The organism is Enterobacter cloacae complex sp. 402C9 (assembly GCF_050030745.1).
Classification (GTDB): domain Bacteria; phylum Pseudomonadota; class Gammaproteobacteria; order Enterobacterales; family Enterobacteriaceae; genus Enterobacter; species Enterobacter intestinihominis.
Map to the genome: position 1 here is coordinate 1,227,269 of NZ_JBLGUW010000001.1, position 15,003 is coordinate 1,242,271.

Sequence of the window (15,003 nt, forward strand, 5' to 3'; positions counted from 1 at the left end):
AGGGTGAGGGGAAAATACTGAGGTACTCCCATGAAACTCCCGCTCCTGTTCATACTCCTCGCCGCTACCCTGCCGCCCGCATTCGCCGCAGTCATTCCCGTGCGTGTCGCCACCGTGGAGCAAACCGCCCATGCCGCCGAACGTCAGATCCCGGGTCGCATCGAAGCGATTCACACCGTTGAACTGCGCGCGCGTACGGAAGGCGTGATTACCAAAATCCACTTCCGCGACGGCCAGTACGTGAAAAAAGGTGACGTGCTGTTCGAGCTGGACGACGCCGAGCCGCGCGCCGCCCTGCGCCTGGCGCAGGCCGAGGTGAGAAGCGCCGAAGCCACGCTGCGTCAGGCGCAGCAGCAGCTTTCCCGCTTTGAAAGCCTGGGCAGCAGCAACGCCATCAGCCGCCACGACGTAGACAACGCCCGCATGCAGCGAGACGTAGCGAGCGCCGCGCTGGAGCAGGCGAAAGCCCGGCTCGACACCCGCAGCGTCACCCTCAACTACACGCGCATTACCTCACCGATTGACGGACGCGTGGGGCACAGCAACTTTCACGTCGGCAGTCTGGTGAATCCTGCCAGCGGTGTGCTGGTGGAGGTGGTGCAGCTTGATCCGATCCGCATTGCCTTTGCGCTGGAAGAGGGCGCGTTTGCCACCAAAGCCGGACAGCATGCGGATATCAGCGCCATGAAGCAGGCCTGGCAGGCGCTGATTGACAGCAACGGCCAGCGCATCAGCGGGGAACTCACCTCCGTGGACAACCGCATCGACCCGCGTACCGCCAGCGTGATGCTGCGTGCCGAGTTCGCCAACCCGCGCCATCAGCTGCTGCCCGGCGGCAACGTGAACGTCTACCTGCGTCCGGCAAGCGAGCTACCGGTGCTGACCCTGCCCGCCGCTGCCGTACAGCAGAATGGCGACGGGTTCTTCGCCTGGGTGGTTAACGCCGAGGATAAAGCCGAAATGCGTCCGCTTAAGGTCGCCGGGCAGATGGGCCAGCAGTTCCAGATTGCCTCCGGCGTTAAGCCCGGTGAGCGAGCAATTACTGACGGTGCGCAGCGCGTGCAGCCAGGCGCTGCCGTTCATATACTGAATTAAGGAGCCATCATGCTGACGTTTTTCATCAAACGCCCGCGCTTTGCGATGGTGATTGCGCTGGTCATCACCCTGCTGGGGGCCATCGCGCTGAGGATTATTCCGGTGGAGCAGTACCCGCAGATCACACCGCCGGTCGTGAATGTGTCAGCGTCATGGCCGGGCGCCAGCTCGGCTGACGTGGCGGAGGCCATCGCCACGCCGCTGGAGACGCAGCTGAACGGGGTGGATCATATGCTCTATATGGAGTCCACCAGTTCGGACGAAGGCACGTATAGCCTGAACATCACCTTTGCGGCGGGCACCGATCCGGATCTCGCCGCCATCGACGTGCAGAACCGCGTGGCGCAGGCCGTGGCGCAGCTGCCGACCGAGGCACAGCAAAACGGCGTGCAGGTGCGCAAGCGCGCCACCAACCTGATGATGGGGGTAAGCCTTTACTCACCAAATAACACCCACACGCCGCTGTTCGTCAGCAACTACGCCAGCACCCAGGTGCGCGAGGCGCTGTCGCGACTGCCGGGCGTCGGGCAGGTACAGATGTTTGGCGCGCGCGACTACAGCATGCGCATCTGGCTGCGTCCGGACCGCATGAATGCCCTGAACGTGACCAGCGATGACGTTGCGCAGGCGCTGCGCGAGCAGAACGTGCAGGGGGCGGCAGGCCAGGTCGGCACGCCGCCGGTGTTTAACGGCCAGCAGCAGACGCTAACCATCAACGGGCTGGGGCGCTTAAACCAGGTCGACGACTTTGCCAACATCATTATCCGCACCGGGGAGATGGGCCAGCTGGTGCGCCTGAAGGACGTCGCCACCATTGAGCTTGGCTCGCGCAGCTACAGCTCGGGCGCGCAGCTGAACGGGCATGACTCCGCCTACCTTGGCATCTACCCGACGCCGTCCGCTAACGCCCTGCGCGTTGCCGATGCGGTGCGCGCGAAGCTGGAACGGTTATCCACGCGCTTCCCGGACGATCTGGTCTATGAAGTCAAATTCGACACCACCTCGTTTGTGGCCGCTACCATCAAAGAGATTGGCGTCTCGCTGGCGCTGACGATGCTGGCGGTGGTGGTCGTGGTGTCCCTGTTCCTGCAAAGCTGGCGCGCGACGCTGATTGTCGCCCTTGCCATTCCGGTGTCGCTGGTGGGCACCTTTGCGTTGCTCTACGCGCTCGGCTACTCCGCGAACACGCTCAGTCTGTTCGCCATCATTCTGGCGCTGACCATGGTGGTGGATGACGCCATCGTGGTAGTGGAGAGTGTCGAAACGCTGATGGCGGAAGGGCAGAGCCGCACGGCGGCGACCGCGCTGGCGCTGCGTCAGATTGCCGGGCCGGTGATTGCCACCACGCTGGTGCTGCTGGCGGTGTTTGTACCGGTGGCGCTCCTGCCGGGGATCGTGGGCGAGCTGTACCGCCAGTTCGCGGTGACGCTCTCGACCGCCGTTACGCTCTCAAGCCTCGTGGCGCTGACCCTGACGCCCGCGCTCTGCGCGATGCTGCTGCGCCCGCGTCCGGCACAGCCCGCCGCCGTTTTCCGTGGGTTCAACCGCGGGCTGGACGCCACGCGCACGCTTTACACCCGGATCGTGAGCGTGTTCAACCTCCGTCCGTGGCTGGCGCTGCTGGCCACCGCAGGCGCGGCGGCGGTGGTGATATTCAGCTTTATGTCGATGCCAAAGGGCTTCCTGCCCCAGGAGGATCAGGGCTACTTCTTCGCCAGCGTCCAACTGCCGGAGGCAGCCTCGCTGGAGCGCACCGAAGCGGTGATGACCACCGCGCGCGAGCTGATCGCTAAAAACCCGGCGGTGGAAGATGTGATTCAGGTCTCCGGGTTTAACATCCTCAACGGCACCAGCGCATCGAACGGCGGGTTTATCTCCATCATGCTCAAAGACTGGAGCGAGCGTCCGCCGCTGGATGAGGTGATGGGCACCCTTCAGCGCCAGCTGCTGGCCCTGCCGGAAGCCACCATCATGACCTTTGCACCGCCGACGCTGCCGGGGCTGGGCAACGCCTCCGGCTTCGATCTGCGCATTCAGGCACAGGCGGGGCAGAGCCCGGCGGAGCTGGAGCGCGTAACTCGCGAGGTGCTGGCGAAAGCCAACCAGCACCCGCAGCTGAGCCGCGTGTTCACCACCTGGAGCAGCAACGTGCCGCAGATGACGCTCACCGTTGACCGTGAGCGCGCGGCCCGCCTCGACGTGCCGGTGTCGCGCATCTTCAGCAGCCTGCAAACCGCCTTTGGCGGCACGCGCGCCGGGGATTTCAGCGTCAACAACCGCGTCTATAACGTGGTGATGCAGAACGAGATGCAGTGGCGCGAGCGCGCAGAGCAAATCAGCGAGCTGTTCGTGCGCAGCAACAGCGGCGAGCGGGTGCGTCTGAGCAACCTCGTCACCATCACGCCGACCGTCGGCGCGCCATTTATTCAGCAGTACAACCAGTTCCCGTCGGTATCGGTGAGCGGCTCGGCAGCGGAAGGGGTGAGCAGCAGCACCGCAATGGCGGCGATGGGCGAGATTCTGGCGGAAAACCTGCCAGCCGGGTACGACTACGCCTGGAGCGGCATGTCGTATCAGGAGCAGCAGACCGGGAATCAGGCGATATGGATTGTGCTGGCGGCGGTGGTGATGGCGTGGCTGTTCCTCGTCGCCCAGTATGAGAGCTGGACGCTGCCGGCGAGCGTGATGCTCTCGGTGCTGTTCGCCATCGGCGGAGCGCTGGTCTGGCTGTGGCTGGCAGGCTATGCCAACGACGTGTACGTGCAGATTGGTCTGGTGCTATTGATAGCCCTCGCCGCCAAGAACGCAATTCTTATCGTGGAGTTTGCCCGCGCCCGTCGTATGGACGGAATGGCGATTGTCGATGCCGCGCGGGAAGGGGCATCGCGCCGCTTCCGCGCGGTAATGATGACCGCCGTGTCGTTCATCATAGGCGTCCTGCCGATGATGCTGGCGACCGGGGCGGGTGCCCAGAGCCGCCGTATCATTGGCACCACGGTGTTCAGCGGCATGCTGGTAGCCACCGTGGTGGGGATAGTGTTCATCCCGGCGCTGTTCGTGCTGTTCCAGCGCCTTCGCGAATGGGGGCACGGCCTTACGGACTCGTCGCCCACAGCTCACAGTGCTTCTGCACCAGAGAAATCAGCGAGCCGCCATCGGCGATAAAGTCCCGCATGCGCTGCGCCTCGCTCTTGCCCTGCTTTAGCAGCAGGGCAATTTCCTTGATGGCGCTCGTCGCGCCGAGTTTCTCGGCCGACGGTGCAACCTGCTCCAGCAGCCAGGCGATATCCTCCGCCACGGTTTTGTGCTCGCCGGTATGCACGTCCGTCAGAATGCCTTCCAGCCCGTAGCGACAGGCCTGAAAACGGTTAAAGCGGTATAGCAGAAAATCCCGTTCCTGATGCTTATAGGGCCGCGCAGTCAGCAGCCAGTGCGACGTCGCCTGAATAAGCCCGGCGATGTTAATGGCGTGACCGAGCGTCAGCGGCGTATCCATCACCCGCACCTCCACGGTGCCAAAGTGCGGGCTGGGGCGGATGTCCCAGTGCAGATCCTTAATGCTGTCGATCATGCTGGTGGAACTCAGGCGGCGGAACAGCCCCTCGAACTCCTGCCAGCTGTTGACCCACGGCATCTGGCCGTTATCCGGGAACCCGGAAAATATGTTGAGCCGCGACGAGGAAAACTTGGTGTCCGTGCCCTGCATATAAGGCGACGACGCGGCGAGGGCGATAAAGTGCGGCACGAAGCGCGACAGGCCGTGCAGCAGGTAAATCGCGTCGTCCCCGTTTCGGCATCCCACGTGCACGTGCTGGCCGAACACCGTCGCCTGCAAAATCAGATAGCCAAAGCGCTCCAGCGTGACGTTATAGCGCTCGTCGTCACACACCTCCTGCCGCTGCCACTTCTGAAACGGGTGCGTTCCGCCGCCGCAGATCTGGATGTGCTGCTCCGACGCCGCCCGCAGGATGCTCTGCTGCATCACGGAGAACTGGGCCGCCGCCTGGTCGATGGTCTGGCATACGCCGGTGGCGATTTCGAGCATGCTTTCGGTGATGTCGTGTTTGACTTCGCCCCCTTTGATGTCGTCTTTGACGGCGGCGATGAGGGCAGAGGAGTCCTGGCTCAGATCGTAACCCGGCGGGTTAACCACCTGGAGTTCGAGCTCAATGCCGAGGGTATAAGGTTCAGAGGACTTGAAATCGGGTAAGGGCATGGCGCACTCCGTTGTCTGTTATGTGTTGAGTATAGACAATGGGCGTGGCGCGCTCTTTTCAGGGTGGTATAACTGATAGCAGGCTTAGCAAAAGGGGAGTGACCCATGTCTGACTATCCAACCATTGCGCTGATTGGTCCCGGTGCGATTGGCACCACCATTGCCGCGGTGCTGCATGACGCGGGCCGTACGCCGCTGCTGTGCGGTCGCACCGCGCATCCGGTATTACGCCTGCGTCACGATGAGGATGAAATTGTGGTGCCCGGTCCGGTACTCACCGATCCCACCGTCATTACCCGCCCCGTAGACCTCGTTTTTGTGGCGGTAAAAACGACGCAAAATGCCGACAGCGCCGGGTGGCTGCGCGCCCTGTGCGATGAAAACACCGTGGTCTGCGCGCTGCAAAACGGCGTGGAGCAGAAAGCCCAGCTTGCGCCTTTGGTCAACGGCGCAACGGTGCTGCCGTCGGTGGTCTGGTTCCCGGCGCAGCGCGAGCCGGACGCCTCCGTCTGGCTGCGGGCAAAACCGCGTCTGACGCTACCGGATGTGCCGCAGGCGCAGCGGGTGGTCGAGGCGCTTCGCGGGACGCGCTGTGATGTTGAGCTCTCGACAGATTTCACCACCGTCGCCTGGCGCAAGCTGCTGCAAAACGCGGTCGCCGGGCTGATGGTGCTGGCCAACCGCCGCGCCGGGATGTTCAGACGCGAGGATATCAGCGAACTGGCGCTGGCTTACCTGCGCGAGGGGCTTGCCGTCGCCCGCGCTGAGGGGGCGAAGCTGGACGATGCGGTGGCCCAGGAGATTCTGGCGAACTTCCAACGTGCGCCCGAGGATTTAGGCACGTCGATCCTTGCCGACCGTCAGGCCGAACGCCCGATGGAGTGGGATATTCGTAACGGCGTGATCCAGCGCTATGGCCGCAAGCATGGTATTGCGGTGCCCATTAGCGACGTGGTGGTGCCGCTGCTGGCGGCGGGGGGCGAGGGGCCGGGCTAACGGCCGCTGTTTTTCCGTTCGGCGAGCGTGACGGTGGAGCAATAATCTGGGGATAGTCAGCCTTAAACACATATGCGAAACTTACCGCTTCTGAAAAAATGTGGTGGGACCCGCTCAATGTCAGAACCATCTTCGCAGTGCCTGTTTAATGAAGGAATGATTGCTTTTCCTGAGGGCTATCAGGACCGTACCGTCAATGTCTTCGCGCCGCCTGCAGCGGATGCGCCCGCGTTCAACATTTCCCGCGATGCCCTCAACCCCGGCGAAGCGCTTGCCGCGTATATCGATCGCCAGCTCGCCCTGATGGCAAAGCACATCAAGGGCTGGAAGCAGGGTGAGCGCAGCGCCGCTACGCTGGGCGACAGCCTTTTACAGGGTGAAACCGTCCATGCCAGCTACCTGCGCGACGGGAAACGCATCTGGCAGCAGCAGGCCGTGTTTAACGTCGACGGCGATAAAATCCTGGTGTTCACTATGACCTGCACCCGCGCGCTGGGCGATGCCGACGGCGCGCTGTTTGGCGATCTTCTCAGGAGCTTCCGCTTCCACCATTAACTTCAGGGACCGTTGTTATGTTTGAAGCAGCACGCGTTGGTGATGATATCGGCCACTCCGGTGCGCTGGCCGGGATGATTGCCGGAACGATTGTCGGTGGCCTGATTGCCGCAGCCGGGGGCATTCTGGCGGGGGCCATGTTTATTGCCGGTCTCGGCGCATCCTGTATTGGCGTGGGCGTCCTGCTTGTCGGCGCCAGTCTGGCCGTGGGGTATTACACCGGGGAGCTGGCGACTGCCGCCAGGGACAGCATCGCCGACGCCGGGGCATCCAGCATGACGAAGAAAGGCGTCATCACCTCCGGCTCGCCCAACGTGTTTATCAACGGTAAACCCGCCGCGCTTGCCACCGATAGCACCGTCGACTGTTCTGACGACGGCTCGCAGCAGATGGCCGAAGGCTCTAAGCGTGTCTCCATTAACAGCCAGCCAGCGTCCCGCATTGGGGATCGCACCACCTGCGACGCGAAGGTGATGACCGGTTCGGACAACGTCATTATCGGCGGCGATCCGCAGCAAACCCTCCCCATTCAGTCTGAAGTCCCCGAGTGGCTCTACAAGGTCTCCGATCTTACCCTGCTGTTTGCCGGTCTGCTCGGCGGGTGGGGCGGTGCCGCTGGCAAAGTCGGAGCGCTCTCTAAGCTGCTGGGCAAAATCCCCGGCATCAACAAGCTGGCCCGTATCGCCTGTCGCGCCGGCACGCTGATGACCGGCGTGGCGGCCGCGGGGATCATCGCCCGCCCGGTGGATATCGTCAGCGGACAGAAGTTTCTCAGCGGGGGTGATGAGCTGGACTTCGTCCTGCCTTCCCGTCTTCCGGTGCGCTGGCAGCGCTACTGGCGCAGCGGCAATCCCGGCGACAGCGTGTTGGGCCGCGGATGGAGCCTGTTCTGGGAAAGCCGCCTGGAGCCTTATCAGGACGGCCTGGTGTGGCGCGCACCGTCCGGCGATTACGTCGCCTTCCCGAAGGTCCCGAAAGGGATGCGCTCCTACTGCGAAAGCGAAAAAAACTGGCTTGAACATCACCAGGACGACAGCTGGTCGGTGTATGACGTCAGCGGCGAGCGCTGGCACTATGCGCCGCTGCGGGATGATGCCCCGTCGCTGCTCCAGCGCCTCTCCGAACCCTGCGGCAACGATATCCTCTTTGAGTGGAATGCGAATAATACCCTGCATGCCCTGACCGACTGTGCGGGCCAGCGCGTGGTCTGCCGCTACGACCGCGACAGGCTCGTTGGCGCCTGGCTGGATGACGAGATCTGCCTGGTCAGTTACGCTTATGATGAACAGCGCCAGCTGGTCTCCGTGACCGGCCGGGGCGGTAGCGTGCGCCGACGCTTCAGCTGGCAGGACGGGCTGATGAGCGCTCATGAGGACGCCAACGGCCTGCTGAGCGAATACCGCTGGCGGGAGATTGACGGCCTGCCGCGCGTGGTCGGCTTCCGCCATAGCGGCGGCGAACGGCTGACGTTCGAATACGATTTTGAGAACGGCACCCGCCGCGCGACCCGCGAAGACGGCGCGCAGGCGCACTGGCTGGTGGATGACGACGACAACGTCGCGCGCTTCACGGATTACGACGGTCGCCAGACGACGTTTGTCTACCGCGACGGCGAGCTCTGCCACGTCATTCTGCCGGGCGGGGCGATGCGCCGCAGCACGTGGGACAAATACGGCCGCATGACCAGCGAGACGGACCCGGCGGGCCGCCGCACGGAGTATCACTGGCATCGCCTGACCGACCGCATCACCCGCACGGTGTACCCGGACGGTACCTCATCGCAGGCCATGTACGACCTTCGCGGTCGCCTGCTGTCGGAGACGGATCCGGCCGGTAGCACCACCGCGTATCGCTATCCCGATGATGAAGAATTCCTCCCGGAGAGCATCACCGACGCCATCGGCGGCGTGGTGCGCCTGGTCTGGAACCACCAGGGGCTGCTGACGCAGCGCACCGACTGCTCCGGCAGCGTCACCCGCTTCACCTACGACCGCTTCGGGCAACTGATTGCCAGCGAAGATGCAGAAGGGAATATCACGCGGCGGGAGTGGAGCCGTGCCGGGCTGCTGAGCGTCGTGATCCATCCGGACGGCAGCCGCGAGTCGCTGGTGTGGAACGAACGCGGCCAGCTCACGGGCTGGCGCGACCCGCTGGAAAGCGAGGTGAGCTGGGCCTATAACGCGCTCGGCCTCCCGGTCAGCCTTACCGACCGTATTGGTCGCGTGCGCCAGTGGCGCTACGACCCGCGCGGTAACCTGCTGCGACTCGATAACGGCAACGGGGCGGAATACCGCTTCACCTATGACGCCGTGGGCCGCCCGCTCAGCGAAATGCGCCCGGACGAGACCGTGCGCCATATGGAATGGGACGCGCGAGGGTTCCTCTGCGCGCTCGAAGAAAACGGACGGCCTGCCGCCGACGGCGGCATCGCCCGTCGCGTCCAGCAGTTCAGCTATGACGACAGCGGGCTGCTGATCGGGCGCACTCAGCGCCACGCGGAGTACCGCTACTTCCGCGACCTGAGCGGCCAGATTACCCGCATCCGCCGCACGCCGACGGCCGAAGGCGTTGCCCTGGGTATCGAAAGCGATGAGATCGCTTACCGCCACGACGCCGCCGGGCGCGTGCTGAGCGAGTCCGGCATTAACGGCGCGGTGGGCTACGAATGGGATGCCCTGAGCAACCTGACCGGCCTGACGCTGCCCGGCGGGCAAAAGCTGGCCTGGCTGCACTACGGCTCCGGCCACGTCAGCGCCATCCGCTTCGGGCAGCAGCTGGTGACCGAGTTCACCCGCGACCGCCTGCACCGCGAGGTGCGCCGCACTCAGGGCGCGCGCGAGCAGTTCCGCCAGTATGACAGCCTCGGCAGACGCACCCTGCAGTGCAGCGAATTGAGCACGGACGTGACCCTGCCGGAGCAGGCGCTACTGGAACGCCTGTACCGCTACACCGCGCGCGGTGAGCTTTCCGGCGTCAGCGACACCCTGCGCGGTGAGGTGGACTACGGCTACGACGCCGAAGGGCGTCTGCTGAAGCACTACGAGGCCCGACAGGGGCACAGCCGCGCGCAGTTCAGCTATGACGCCGCGGATAACCTCGCCGCCAGTGACGATGCGGTACCGGTTACGGATAACCGCCTCCAGCACTGGCAGGCGCTGTTTATGAAATACGACCACTGGGGCAACCTGGTCAGCCGCCGCAACGGGCTGTATGAACAGCATTACGCGTATGACGCCGAGAACCGGCTGGTATCCGCCCGGGGAACCGGGCCGGAAGGGCGGTTTGAGGCGCGCTATCATTACGACGCGCTGGGCCGCCGTACGCGCAAAATCGTCACCACGACGCACGGCACCACCGACACCCGCTTCCTGTGGCAGGGCTACCGCCTGCTGCAGGAGCAGCAGCAAACCGGGCTGTGCAGTACGTATATTTATGACCCGAATGAAGCCTGGAGCCCGCTGGCGCGGGTGGATCATCTCCGTGACCAGAACAGCGGTGAGATTAACTGGTTCAACACCGACCTGAACGGCGCGCCGCTGGAGGTGACCGACGAGCGCGGCGCGGTGCGCTGGAGCGGCCAGTACGGCAGCTTTGGCGAAGTGCGCCATCAGAGCGAAGGGTTCTCACGGGTTGTGAATCGCACGGCGATGGCACACCAGCCGCTGCGCTATGCCGGGCAGTACGCTGACGGTGAAACGGGGCTGCACTATAACCTGTTCCGCTACTACGACCCGCAGGTCGGGCGGTTTATTGTGCAGGATCCGATTGGGTTGAATGGTGGAAACTTAAATTTATATAATTATGCCCCTAACCCTCTGTTATGGATAGACCCTATGGGTCTGGCATTGAGCGGCGTTGACTTTAGTGGAAGCCCATCACTTTATCCTGTTACTGGGACGCAACGAAATATCGTTGAAATTACCCTTCAAGGATCAAGGGGGCGGGATTTCACAGAAGCCTACAAACTTGCAGGCATAAGTGAAGCTGATGCAAGCGAATATACATGGCATCACCTTGATGATTTTGATCCAAAAACAGGTAAGTCAACTATGCAGTTGGTCACGACTGAGGCGCACAAAGCATCTTTCCCACATAAGGGGTCTGTATCTCAGTTCGAAAAACATTTTGGAGTGAAGTATGGCTCTCCTGAAGCTATAAAAATATCTCATAGTAAAGGATGGCTGAGAGGTCGTATTCCTAAACATTGTCAATAGGAGAGAAATGATGATTAAACTTATAGACTCTTCCCCTGCTGTATCTGCTGATGAGCTAGGCAAGATCGAAGTTTCGCTGGGCGTAACTTTTCCTAATGCCTTAAAATCTATATGGCTTATAAGTAATGGTGGCATACTGGACGAAGGTCGTCGTGTTTATCAAAGCGAACACTACGAGAATGATATAAAATATTTCCTACCTATATTACATACTAAAAAATCGGGCATATTAACTGTTGATGATTACTATAAGGATTTAGTAGTTAACAAAAAAATTCTTGCAGAAAATTTTATACCATTCGCAATTGATGGAGGTGGGTTCCCCTATTGTGTTGGGGTAAATGATGGTGCAGTATATTTTTGTGATTTGGAAAATCAGGAGGAGATCTATCTTGAGCCAAATTTTGAAAGTTTTATTGGAAAAATAATTCCTGAAGATGAAGCATGGTGATACAGGTTCTTACCCTCGTAAGAGGGGGGCTTTGTTGATCACTACTTTTTACAGGGGGCTTCATTGATGTAATGATGAAGTGCCCAATTATTTCATTAATAACATATTTCCTTTTCTGCTATACACCGATCTGTCAGTTTATTGTGCAGGCTTCGAGAGTGTTAAAGGGAGGGTTAAACTTATACTCAAATGTTCCCAACCAACTTACCTGGATAAATTTATTAGGGTTAATGCAATGGGCATGGAACCCAAATGGAATGGGATACCATTTAATGCCACGAAACATAGCCAACAGCATTGGACCAACCGATCTTGGTACTATGAAAAATATGCCAACGTTTTTCCCGGATCCTTATAGCGCTGGAATGCATGAAGAACTATATAGAGCTATTAAAAATGGTACTGGAAAAAATCAAGGGCCGTGGCAAGGATCCGCGGACGATCTATTAAATGTGACTAGCCGTAATTTAGATTCCGTTTCACATATAACAAACGATTTAAGGTTTCCTTCGACGGCTGGAATCTTAGTCAAAATGTCACTCCTAAAGAAGCAGATTCAGAATTGCTTGCGTTGTTCATATTGAAGAAACAGGTAAGGCATCAGGAGGTAGGTGTGGTTAAAACAATTGACATTGATGTGGATTTTAACGGGATAATAATATTCGATTATCCAGGAATACTGGCCCCATTTGGTGGGAAGATAGAGGATGGAGATAACATTCTCCAGGAATTCACCACCACAGACAAAGGGGATCTTGTTCTTACTGAAGGTATTGCCTTACCTATCATGGGCCTTGATGATGGTGGCTATGTTGTTAGGCTTTTTTTAAATGAATTTCCCGACAATAAAGACAGGGAAGTTATATTCACAGATAAATATTTCTATCTTAATGTAACTGGTGATTTATACGTTGCTGATATGGCAGTGTTTTGGGAGTGGGAAGATTATACTGGTTGGATTAACACTGATGTTCCTAAAGGAATATATAGAGTGAGCCTTGAAGGGGTTCATTTATTAAAGGGGGAAGAGACTGTTTACTGCTATGATTTAATTTTTGAAAAAACGAATCAACTTGGTATAAGAGATGTTGAACCACGCTCAGACTCCAGGATTTATTAAATCTATTAGCCTGCAAAGAAAGTAAAATTTTCCGGCTTTTGTTAGTTTTTTTTAATCATGCCTGAAGAGACGTACATTGTAGTTAATCATAAATGTGACTTAAAAATGCTAAGAATTTGTTCGCTGAAATGGTTATGGGAATTAGGAAAGAGAGAATGTACTTTTTATGGGAGCGAGTTTAAGAAATGATTAAATGTAATCTAATCTCTAAAATAAGTATCTTTTCTGATGATAATGACATTGGGCGGATTGGTGGAAATATCCCTAAATTCTTTTTAGATAAACTAGATATTGTTCGGGGTTATAAGTTTTATTTGACAGTTCAGAATCCTGATGATGGACATGAGTATATTACGATACTTACTCCTGAACGATATGATGATATGATTGATAAAAACATCTACCCTAATTGTTCAGTAAAAATTTTTACGCACACGCATTCTGATGAAAGCAATAATGATGTATTTACGATAAAACACATTAATAAGGCAGTTATCGTTGGGTATGATAAGGTTGAAAGTGAAGAGTTTGACTTTATCACTAAAACCGAAGAGGCAAGATTAATACAATCGGAAGATTATTATTTTGATGCTTTGCAAAAAGATGGTTATGAATTTTTCATGCAGATAGATGAAGATTATTATCCAGATGCATTGCTTGATGGTGATTACATCTTTGGTTACGGTGCTTTGTATTTGTATAAAAACATATCTGGCGGGAATATCATAGCTGGTTTTTGGCAGTACTCGTAAAGATAAATGATTAATAAAAGCCGGATTAATATTAATTATTTCCGGCTTATATAATATTGATGGTTTTTTATTCAGAATGCTTTTTTTCTTAATTTTTTAATTGCTTTTATAAAATTTCTTTCAATTAATCATGGTATTAATATCATGTCTCAGAAAAATATATTTTTTTATAATTTAATAATTGCTCGCCCGTGTTTAAAATTCTATCTCCGCCAAAATGTTAATATTTTAAGATGCATAGTTTCAACTGGTTAAGTTTGTAATTCTATCGTTGACATGAATGTAAAGACACTAGAAAAAAATATGATATGATTTACGGTCGTGATGCTTTAATAATATCTAGCACTGAGTTAAGATTTTATTCCTTTAGCTTTTTGGTAAAAGCTTCTTTAGGTTTATCTGCTACCAGGTAGGCGTAATCCTAATTAGAAAAATCATTGGTTTGAGCATCCCGACGGCCACCCGGATGCTAGTCAAACTGGTATGTCTGAGCATCATTCTAATGGTCATGTGCATGCGATTGACCCTAAAGGTAATGAGGAGATTTTTACATGGTAAATAATATGCCTGAGCAATTAATTAAATTTCCTATTTCCGAATGTATAATTCAATCAGGTCATTTCAAAACTGATTTACCATCGGAGGCTTATTGTATTTGCTATCAATATAATATAGATAGTAATGGATATGGTCCTTATGATTTTTTAACTGAAAAATCGAAGGGGCTATTGTCCTCTTTATTTACTAATCTTATGTGTTTTAATAAAGAGGGGCAAAATCTTGATGCTTGCTCAGCCCTAAGTAGAAAAGGGCTTTATTTTTATGGCAACAATAATGAACAAGTGAATAAGCAACTGACGGAGTATCGCAAGATGCTTCTGAAAAATAAGTTAAGAACTAATAAAGGATTACCTGAAGAGAATTTCCCTGAGAAACCTGAACTACTTAATATTTATGATGATTATGGTGGTGCTGATGTAAGTGTAATAAATTCTTTAATAAAAAAAGGTTATCAATTTCTTTTTTACAGGTTTTTTACTCCTGTCGCTGGGGGGAGTGTAATTGTTTTTGATGGTAATATATGGGATAAAGCTGTTGAATATTGTAAGAAAAATGGAATTGGTTTTCAAGAGGTTGATTCAGTTGATAATCTGAAAGAATGGTAAGGTTGTTTTTTATAAATTAGCTAACTTAATAATAAAAAAGGACTGGAAAGATCTTCTTATCTTTCAAGTCCTTTTTTATTATTCTAATTTTGGGGAAGTTTTACACCATATGTCTAGTCAGATTATGTTACTTGGATAGCTCCTGCATATCATAATTATCCGCTATCAGAAAAATATAGCTGTTCGAAATATTCATGGTGACGCTGCGCCCGGTCTCAAATCCCTTCTCTGCGAGTCAGTTGCTCATGAGGGGGCAAGTTGGGCTTGCGTGTATGTCCGGCAGAGATTTTGGTTTACGGTTGGAATAGGTAATGCCGACAAAGTCGACCTTAAAAAGCAGGATACTTTGAGTAAGTTTTTTCTATTTAACCTACTTTTTAGAAAGTAACATAAGTATCGTGCAGATAGCTTAATTTATCAGGGTGTGGCGGTAGCATG

At 55.6% G+C, this 15,003-nt stretch carries 10 protein-coding genes; 9 read left to right on the forward strand and 1 reads right to left on the reverse strand.

Features of this window, described 5'->3' with window-relative positions:
* Positions 1-30 precede the first annotated feature (30 nt).
* Both ACQG1K_RS05820 and ACQG1K_RS05825 read left to right on the forward strand, forming a co-directional pair.
* Positions 31-1,095, forward strand: coding sequence for an efflux RND transporter periplasmic adaptor subunit (locus tag ACQG1K_RS05820; RefSeq protein WP_046620458.1), 1,065 nt, complete (start codon positions 31-33; stop codon positions 1,093-1,095).
* Between the two features lie 9 nt (positions 1,096-1,104).
* A complete protein-coding gene (locus tag ACQG1K_RS05825; RefSeq protein WP_426720906.1) occupies positions 1,105-4,260 on the forward strand; it encodes an efflux RND transporter permease subunit in 3,156 nt (1,051 codons plus the stop codon).
* Here ACQG1K_RS05825 and ACQG1K_RS05830 read toward each other — a convergent pair.
* On the reverse strand, positions 4,190-5,311 hold the full coding sequence (locus tag ACQG1K_RS05830) for a YbdK family carboxylate-amine ligase (protein ID WP_022647338.1): 1,122 nt from the start codon (positions 5,309-5,311) through the stop codon (positions 4,190-4,192). The genes ACQG1K_RS05825 and ACQG1K_RS05830 overlap by 71 nt on opposite strands.
* A 105-nt stretch (positions 5,312-5,416) precedes the next feature.
* Between ACQG1K_RS05830 and ACQG1K_RS05835 the strand changes: the two genes are divergently transcribed.
* From ACQG1K_RS05835 to ACQG1K_RS05865, 7 genes are all read left to right on the forward strand, one after another.
* Complete coding sequence (locus ACQG1K_RS05835; protein WP_126504302.1) at positions 5,417-6,307, forward strand: oxidoreductase; 891 nt, start codon at positions 5,417-5,419, stop codon at positions 6,305-6,307.
* 117 nt (positions 6,308-6,424) lie between these two features.
* Positions 6,425-6,862, forward strand: coding sequence for a DcrB-related protein (locus ACQG1K_RS05840; RefSeq protein ID WP_048965638.1), 438 nt, complete (start codon positions 6,425-6,427; stop codon positions 6,860-6,862).
* 17 nt (positions 6,863-6,879) lie between these two features.
* Positions 6,880-11,076: an RHS repeat-associated core domain-containing protein gene (locus tag ACQG1K_RS05845; RefSeq protein ID WP_367075352.1), complete on the forward strand. Its 4,197-nt coding sequence runs from the start codon at positions 6,880-6,882 to the stop codon at positions 11,074-11,076.
* A gap of 7 nt (positions 11,077-11,083) precedes the next feature.
* A complete protein-coding gene (locus ACQG1K_RS05850; RefSeq protein WP_032621640.1) occupies positions 11,084-11,527 on the forward strand; it encodes an SMI1/KNR4 family protein in 444 nt (147 codons plus the stop codon).
* Positions 11,528-12,140: 613 nt separating this feature from the next.
* Positions 12,141-12,647 carry a hypothetical protein gene (locus tag ACQG1K_RS05855; RefSeq protein WP_045309203.1) on the forward strand — a complete coding sequence of 169 codons (507 nt, stop codon included), beginning with the start codon at positions 12,141-12,143 and terminating at the stop codon, positions 12,645-12,647.
* Between the two features lie 185 nt (positions 12,648-12,832).
* Positions 12,833-13,399 (forward strand): hypothetical protein, encoded by a 567-nt coding sequence (locus tag ACQG1K_RS05860; RefSeq protein WP_045309202.1) that lies wholly within the window; start codon positions 12,833-12,835, stop codon positions 13,397-13,399.
* A gap of 551 nt (positions 13,400-13,950) precedes the next feature.
* The gene (locus ACQG1K_RS05865) at positions 13,951-14,565 is read left to right on the forward strand and encodes a hypothetical protein (protein ID WP_045309201.1); all 615 of its coding nucleotides are present in this window, start codon (positions 13,951-13,953) and stop codon (positions 14,563-14,565) included.
* Positions 14,566-15,003 lie beyond the last annotated feature (438 nt).